The sequence below is a fragment of the Spongiibacter sp. genome (genome assembly GCF_984394615.1).
In genome coordinates this window covers 45,401-51,832 of sequence record NZ_CFHTQA010000026.1, presented here as the reverse complement: position 1 = coordinate 51,832, position 6,432 = coordinate 45,401, and the positions used below count along the sequence as shown (strand labels likewise).

The following is a 6,432-nucleotide window of genomic DNA, read 5'->3' as shown; positions in this document are numbered from 1 at the left end:
TCTGAGCTCAGGCCATACGACTGATCGTATTGCGGAAGCGCCACAGCGAAACGCTGAAAAATACGGTCCCGATGGCCGCAAGTGCCAGCAGTTGCGGCCAGATAATCGATAGCCCGGCGGCGCGGTAGAGCACGGCCTGACTGGCTGCAACGAAGTGGGTAGTGGGCGCGGCCAGCATTAAACTCTGCACCAGCAAGGGCATACTTTCTCTTGGCGTCATGCCTCCCGACAGCATATCCAGCGGCAGCAGCGTGAGCATCAGCAACATGCCGAATTGGGGCATGCTGCGGGCAATGGTCGCCATGAAAATGCCCATGGACGTGGTGGCGAACAGATGCAGCGCGGTGGTCAGTACGAACACCGCGATCGAGCCTTCGACGGGAACCTGCATCAGCCCGCGTACAACGCCATTCAGTGACAGTGTGGCGGCAAGCAGCACGACCAGCGCCATCGACCAGACTTTGGCGAGCATGATTTCTCCGGGCGTGACCGGCATCACCAGCAGGTGTTCGATCGTGCCGTGCTCCCGCTCGCGGATCAGTGCGGCGCCGGTGAGAATGATGGAAAGCAGCGTCACGTTATTGATGATTTCCATCAGCGAGCCGAACCAGCTCTCGTCGAGATTGGGGTTGAATCGCATGCGCAGGTTGAGATCGATCGGCAGGCTGCTGTCGCTGCGGTAGCGCTGCACAAATTCAGAGACTTCACCCAGAGCGATCTGCTGAATATAGCTGCTGCCGGTAAATGCCTGGCTCATACGAGTGGCATCCACGTTGAGTTGCATTTCCGGTTGCCGCCCGGCCAACACATCGCGCTGAAAGTTCACCGGAATCGTCAGGGCAAAGGTGTAGCGTCCGGCGTCCAGCGCCGGGTCGACCTCATTGATGTTCAGCAAGACTGGCGGGTTGAAGCGCGGAGGATAAAAGGCATCGCGGATGCGCGCCGACAGCGGCGACTGGTCCTCGTCGACAATGGCAATCGGGGTGCGGTGCAGCGATTCCGGCATCACCGATCCCGCACTGTATATCGAGATCGAAAAGGTGAAGGCAATCAGCAGGAGCATGCCGGGGTCGCGGGCTAGGCTCCACAGTTCCTTTACGCCCAGGCGGTAGGTGTTCGACAGTTTGGACATGTCAGCGCTCCTGCTTCTTCAGCAGCAACAAGGCCATACCCATGATGACCGGAATCGCGAGAATGATCGGCCACAATGATCCCTGAATTTGCGGCAGGTCCAGTCCCTTGCTGAAAATCGCCCGGCTGATGGTGAGGAAGTAGGACACCGGTTGCAGTTCGCCGACAACGCGGCCGGGGCCTTCCAGTGAGGCCACGGGGTTCAGTAAGCCGGCAAATTGCACGGCGGGCATGAGGGTGGCCAGCATGGTGAAGAACATCGCGGCAATCTGACTGCGCGTGACGGCAGAGGCGACCAGTCCCATGCCGGTTGCGCAAACCGAGAAAAGCAACGCGGCAATGCTCAGCGCCAGGAAGCTGCCTTTAACCGGGACGTCGAAAAGCGTTGTCGCAAGGGCAGTCATCAGCAGGAAGTTGAGCATCGACAGGGCGATGTAGGGAAGCTGCTTACCCAGCAAAAATTCGCTGCGGCGAACGGGGGTGACATAGAGGTTGATGATCGAGCCCAGTTCCTTTTCCCGCACAATCGACAGGGCGGTGAGCATGGCGGGAATCAGCAGCAGCAGAATCGGCATGATGGCGGGCACCATGGCCGGCAGGCTGGTTACATCGGGGTTGTAGCGAAAGCGCGTTTCTACCGAGGCGGCTGTTGCCAGAGTTTGCGCGTCCATACCCATTTGCATGCGTGCAATTTGAATTAACCAGTTTTGGTGGATGCCTTGTACGTAACCGCCGACGGTTTCCGCCCGACTGGGCATGGAGCCATCGACCCAGGCGGCGACGGTCACCGTGTCACCACGCTTGGCATCTCTAGCGAAGCCCGGTGGAATTTCTATGGCGAGTGCCAGATCACCGCTGCGCAGACGGGCGTCCATATCGTCGTAACTTTTGATGGGCGGTCGCTCAATAAAATACCGCGAGCCGCTCAGATTGAGTGCATAGCTCTGGCTGAGGTTGGTTTGATCCAGGTCGTAGATGGCATAAGTCAGATCCTCCACGTCCAGGCTGATCCCGTAGCCCATCACAATCATCAGGAACACCGAGCCGATCAGCGCCAGCATGCCGCGAACGGGATCGCGGCGCAGCTCAAGGGCTTCGCGCCGGGTGTAGCTGAGTGTTCGACGCCAGCTAAAGTGCGGGTTGATCTTGCGCGGGGTGTCGGCGAGTTCGGGTGCCGCGTCGACATCGCTGTCGCGGCGCTGCCTGCTTGCCTCACTCAGGTAGTCAATAAAAGCGGCCTCCAGGCTCTCGGCCTGCCGTGAGCGCTGGATGGCTGTTGGTGTGTCGCTGATCAGTACCCGCCCGGCATGCATCAGCGAGATGCGGTCGCAGCGCTCTGCCTCATTCATGAAGTGGGTGCTGATAAAAATGGTAACGCCGTCCTGCCGCGACAGGCTGACAAGCAGTCGCCAGAAATTATCCCTGGCCACCGGATCGACCCCTGACGTTGGTTCGTCGAGAATCAGCAGTTCGGGTTTATGAACCAGGGCCACAGCCAGTGACAGGCGCTGACGCAAGCCCAATGGCAGATTGCCGGGCAAGCTGTCGCGAACGCCTGTCAGCGAAAAGCGCTCCAGCATTTCCTCGGCGCGGCCGGGAATGTCTGCGTCGTCTACGCCGAACAGTCGGGCGTGAAGGACCAGGTTCTGCATGACGGTCAGTTCGCTATACAGCGAGAACGACTGCGACATGTAGCCGACCCGGTGGCGGATTGCCAGATCGCGGGGATCGATGGCTTTGCCGAACAGTTTGGCGTCACCCTCGCTGGCGGGCAGCAGGCCGGTCAGCATTTTCATAGTGGTCGACTTGCCGCAGCCGTTGGAGCCCAGAAAGCCAAAAATTTCGCCGCGCCGGATCTTAAAATTGACGTGATCCACCGCCACAAAATCGCCAAATCGCATGGTCAGCTCGCTGGCTTCAATGGCGTAATCGGCCTGCTCACTGATGTTCAGAGGGGGAATCTGCACCGGCTGGTAGTCCCGGCGCTGTGCCTCGGGCAGTAGCGCAATAAAGGCGGATTCCAGGCTGTCGCTGCCAGTCTTGGCCAGTAATTGTTCTGGACTGCCGCTGGCCAGAATACGGCCCTGATTCATTGCGATCAGCGTATCGGCATTGCGGGCCTCATCCATATAGGCGGTGGCGACGATCACGCTCATTGCCGGGCGGCGACGGCGTATATCGCTGATCAGCTGCCAGAACTGGCTGCGGGCCAGCGGGTCGACGCCGGTGGTCGGCTCGTCGAGAATCAGCAGGTCGGGGTCGTGGATCAGCGCGCAACATAGCCCCAGCTTTTGCTTCATGCCGCCGGACAGTTTACCCGCGGGCCGGTCAAGAAAATCGTAGAGCCCGGTGCTATGGGTCAGCTGGTCAATGCGTCGCCGCCGTTCATCGGCGTCATGATCGAACAGGCGCCCGAAAAATTGCAGGTTTTCCTCCACTGATAGCGTGGCGTAAAGGTTTTTGCCCAGGCCTTGGGGCATATAGGCGATGCGCGGGCAAATCCGGTTGCGGTGCTGGCTGTCGCGCATATCCCCGCCGAGCACCTGTAGCTCGCCATCCTGTATTTTGCGTGCGCCGGCGATCAGCGCCAGCAGGCTGGATTTACCGACCCCGTCGGGGCCGATCAATCCCACCATCTTGCCGGTGGGGACACTTAGGCTGAGCTTGTCCAGTGCGCAGCACTGGCCGTAGTGCAGCGAGACATCGCGGCAGGCGACCGCGCTGTCGCCATGGCTCATTGTGGCACCTTGATGTGCAGGGCTTCGGGCCAGTCAATACTGTCATCCAGCTTGATCCAGGCAATACCGGGAATGCCGGTTTTGACGACGGACTGGTGTTGTCGCAGCAGTGCGGGGTCAATGCGGGCTTTGACTTTGAACATCAGTTTCTGGCGTTCGCTGGCGGTTTCGACCGTTTTCGGGGTGAACTGGGCAGTACTGGCGACGAAGGAAACCGAGGCGGGAATGACCAGATCGGGGGCTGCATCGAGAATGAGTCGAACATCGCTGCCCAGCTTCAGGCGCCCGGCCGCCGCTTCGGGGAGGAAAAAGTTCATGGTGACATCGGTGAGGTCGACCAGATTGACAATTTTTCCTCCCGCCGCGACGACTTCGCCGGGCTGGGCAACGCGGTATTGAATCCGTCCGTCGCGGGGGGCTTTGAGTTCGGCGTCAGCTAGATCAGCTTCAATGCGGGCCAGTGTCGCGGCGGCAGCGGTGACGGCGGTTCTCGCGCCTTCGGCCTGAGCCGTTGCGGCGACGACGGCCGACTCTGCGGCTTTAACTTGGGCTTTGGCGGCGCTGACGGCCGCGATGGCACTGTTCAAGGCTGAGCGTTCGTCATCCACTGTCTGGTGGGAAATATTCCCCTCGCGGGCGAGTGCTTCTGATCGTTTCAGACGTTTTGCCGCGGCGTCCCGTTCGCTTTCCCGCTGCAATACCACCGCGCGTGCGGCGGCCATATCACTCTCGCTCATCGCCACTTGCGCGTCAGCGGTCGCGACACTCTGCTGAGTTTGCATCAGCATGGCGCGGGCTTCATTGCGCTGTGCTTCAAGGCTGGTCACTTGCATTCGCGCGAGCACCTGGCCGGTTTTTACCATTTCGCCTTCTTTAACGAGAATGCTGTCAACGCGCCCGGCAAGCTTGGTGGCAATATCCACCTCGGTGGCCTCAAGGCGGCCGTTACCGCTGACAAAGGCGTCGCCATACCCCGAATTCTGCTGCTGCATCCAGCTGTAGGCTGCGAACGCTAACAGTGCAATGATGGCGAAGAGTCCGTATTTCTTGAGCGATGCCGACATAAGTCTGTTCCATAGGGGCAGGGAATGGGGATACACAGACTATAGCGGTTGCTATGGCGAAGGCCCAGTCATTCGGGCTGGGCGCTTCGCGCATTCGGTTGCCGCTTGATTTGCGTCAACCACAGGTGGTTTCTCAGGCGATCCAGAGCTGCTTGGCATTTACAAATTCACGGATTCCATGGGGCCCCAGTTCTCGACCATAGCCCGAGCGCTTGATGCCGCCGCTGGGCAGACGTGGATCCGTTTTGACAATACCGTTAATGGCGACCTGCCCGGCGTCGATACGCAGGGCCATCTCCTCAGCCAGTTCCGTGTTGGCGGTCCAGATGCCGGCGCCGAGACCGTAGTCGGTTTCATTGGCGAGTTGCAGCGCCTCTTCCATATCGGCGGCGCGGGTCACGCACATGACCGGGCCAAAGGTCTCCTCGTTGAAGGCACACATCGTCTCGCTGACTTCGGTGAGCAGGGTGGCCGGATAGAAGAATCCCGGCCCCTCGGGCAGCTCGCCGCCCAGCAAACACTGTGCACCCGCGTCGATGGTTTCGCTGACTTGCCGGTGAAGATTCTGCCGAAGATCTGCGCGGGCAAGGGGACCAATGTCGGTGCCCTTGTCCAGTGGGTCACCGAGGCGCAGTGTTGCCAGCCGACTCTGTAACATCTCGACGAAGGCGCCGTACACCGGCTCTTCAACAATGACACGCTTGGCGGCAATACAGCTTTGTCCGGCGTTGATGATACGCGACAGCACCGCGATATCGGCGGCCTTCTCCAGGTCGGCGTCGGCCAATACTACGAAGGGGTCTGAGCCGCCGAGTTCTAGCACGGCGGGTTTCAGCTCGGCGCCCGCCAGTGCGGCAACTTTGCGCCCGGCAGCGTCGGAGCCAGTGAACGACACGGCGCGAATTCTGGGGTCGCGAATTGCCTGCTCGACGTTGCTGGTTTCCAGCGGCAGGTTAACCATAATGTCGCTGGGCGCGCCCGCTCGCTGGAAGGCCTCGGCAATACCCGCCGCGCTGGCCGGGACGTTAGGGTCGTGCTTCATGGCGCAGGTATTGCCCGCCATGAGCGCAGGCGCCAGAAAGCGAAAGGCCAGCCACAGGGGCGCGTTCCAGGGCAGAATGCCCAACACTGTGCCCAGTGGCTGGTAGCAGACATAGCTGTTTGAGGCATCAGAGGCCAGAGTCTCTGTGCTCAGGAACTGCTCGGCATTGTCGGCATAGAATTCCGCGCACCAGGCGGCTTTCTCAACTTCCGGCACGCCTTCTTTGATCGGCTTACCCATTTCGATTGCCATCAGTTCTGCGAGCCGATCCTTGTCGGCGCGCAGCTCGCGGGCAACGGCTTTCAGTACCTTGGCCCGGTCTTCGAAGGTACTGCTCTGCCAGCTATCAAAGGCGCGGTCGGCATCGCCGATACGCTCGTGCATTTGGGTGGGTGTCAGCGCTGGGTACTCGGCGATAATCTCGCCATTCAACGGGTTTCTCGCTATCAGCATCTGC

4 protein-coding genes are annotated in these 6,432 nt (G+C 60.3%); all 4 read right to left on the bottom strand.

The window, feature by feature from the left end:
* Nucleotides 1-7: 7 nt before the first annotated feature.
* The 4 genes from AC5DB9_RS11045 to AC5DB9_RS11030 all read right to left on the bottom strand — a co-directional run bounded on the left by AC5DB9_RS11045 (nt 8) and on the right by AC5DB9_RS11030 (nt 6,428).
* Nucleotides 8-1,132 carry an ABC transporter permease gene (locus AC5DB9_RS11045; RefSeq protein WP_272993961.1) on the bottom strand — a complete coding sequence of 375 codons (1,125 nt, stop codon included), beginning with the start codon at nt 1,130-1,132 and terminating at the stop codon, nt 8-10.
* A 1-nt stretch (nt 1,133) separates the two neighbouring features.
* The gene (gene rbbA, locus AC5DB9_RS11040; protein ID WP_272993960.1) at nt 1,134-3,869 is read right to left on the bottom strand and encodes a ribosome-associated ATPase/putative transporter RbbA; all 2,736 of its coding nucleotides are present in this window, start codon (nt 3,867-3,869) and stop codon (nt 1,134-1,136) included.
* On the bottom strand, nt 3,866-4,933 hold the full coding sequence (locus AC5DB9_RS11035) for an HlyD family secretion protein (RefSeq protein ID WP_022960667.1): 1,068 nt from the start codon (nt 4,931-4,933) through the stop codon (nt 3,866-3,868). The genes rbbA and AC5DB9_RS11035 overlap by 4 nt, the downstream gene beginning before the upstream one ends.
* Before the next feature lie 133 nt (nt 4,934-5,066).
* Nucleotides 5,067-6,428 (bottom strand): NAD-dependent succinate-semialdehyde dehydrogenase, encoded by a 1,362-nt coding sequence (locus AC5DB9_RS11030; protein ID WP_272993959.1) that lies wholly within the window; start codon nt 6,426-6,428, stop codon nt 5,067-5,069.
* Nucleotides 6,429-6,432 lie beyond the last annotated feature (4 nt).

What these genes read in the sequence shown, in the direction of transcription:
- AC5DB9_RS11045 (WP_272993961.1), bottom strand. Translation starts at nt 1,132, where the DNA reads ATGTCCAAACTGTCGAACACCTACCGCCTGGGCGTAAAGGAACTGTGG.
- rbbA (WP_272993960.1), bottom strand. Translation starts at nt 3,869, where the DNA reads ATGAGCCATGGCGACAGCGCGGTCGCCTGCCGCGATGTCTCGCTGCAC.
- AC5DB9_RS11035 (WP_022960667.1), bottom strand. Translation starts at nt 4,933, where the DNA reads ATGTCGGCATCGCTCAAGAAATACGGACTCTTCGCCATCATTGCACTG.
- AC5DB9_RS11030 (WP_272993959.1), bottom strand. Translation starts at nt 6,428, where the DNA reads ATGCTGATAGCGAGAAACCCGTTGAATGGCGAGATTATCGCCGAGTAC.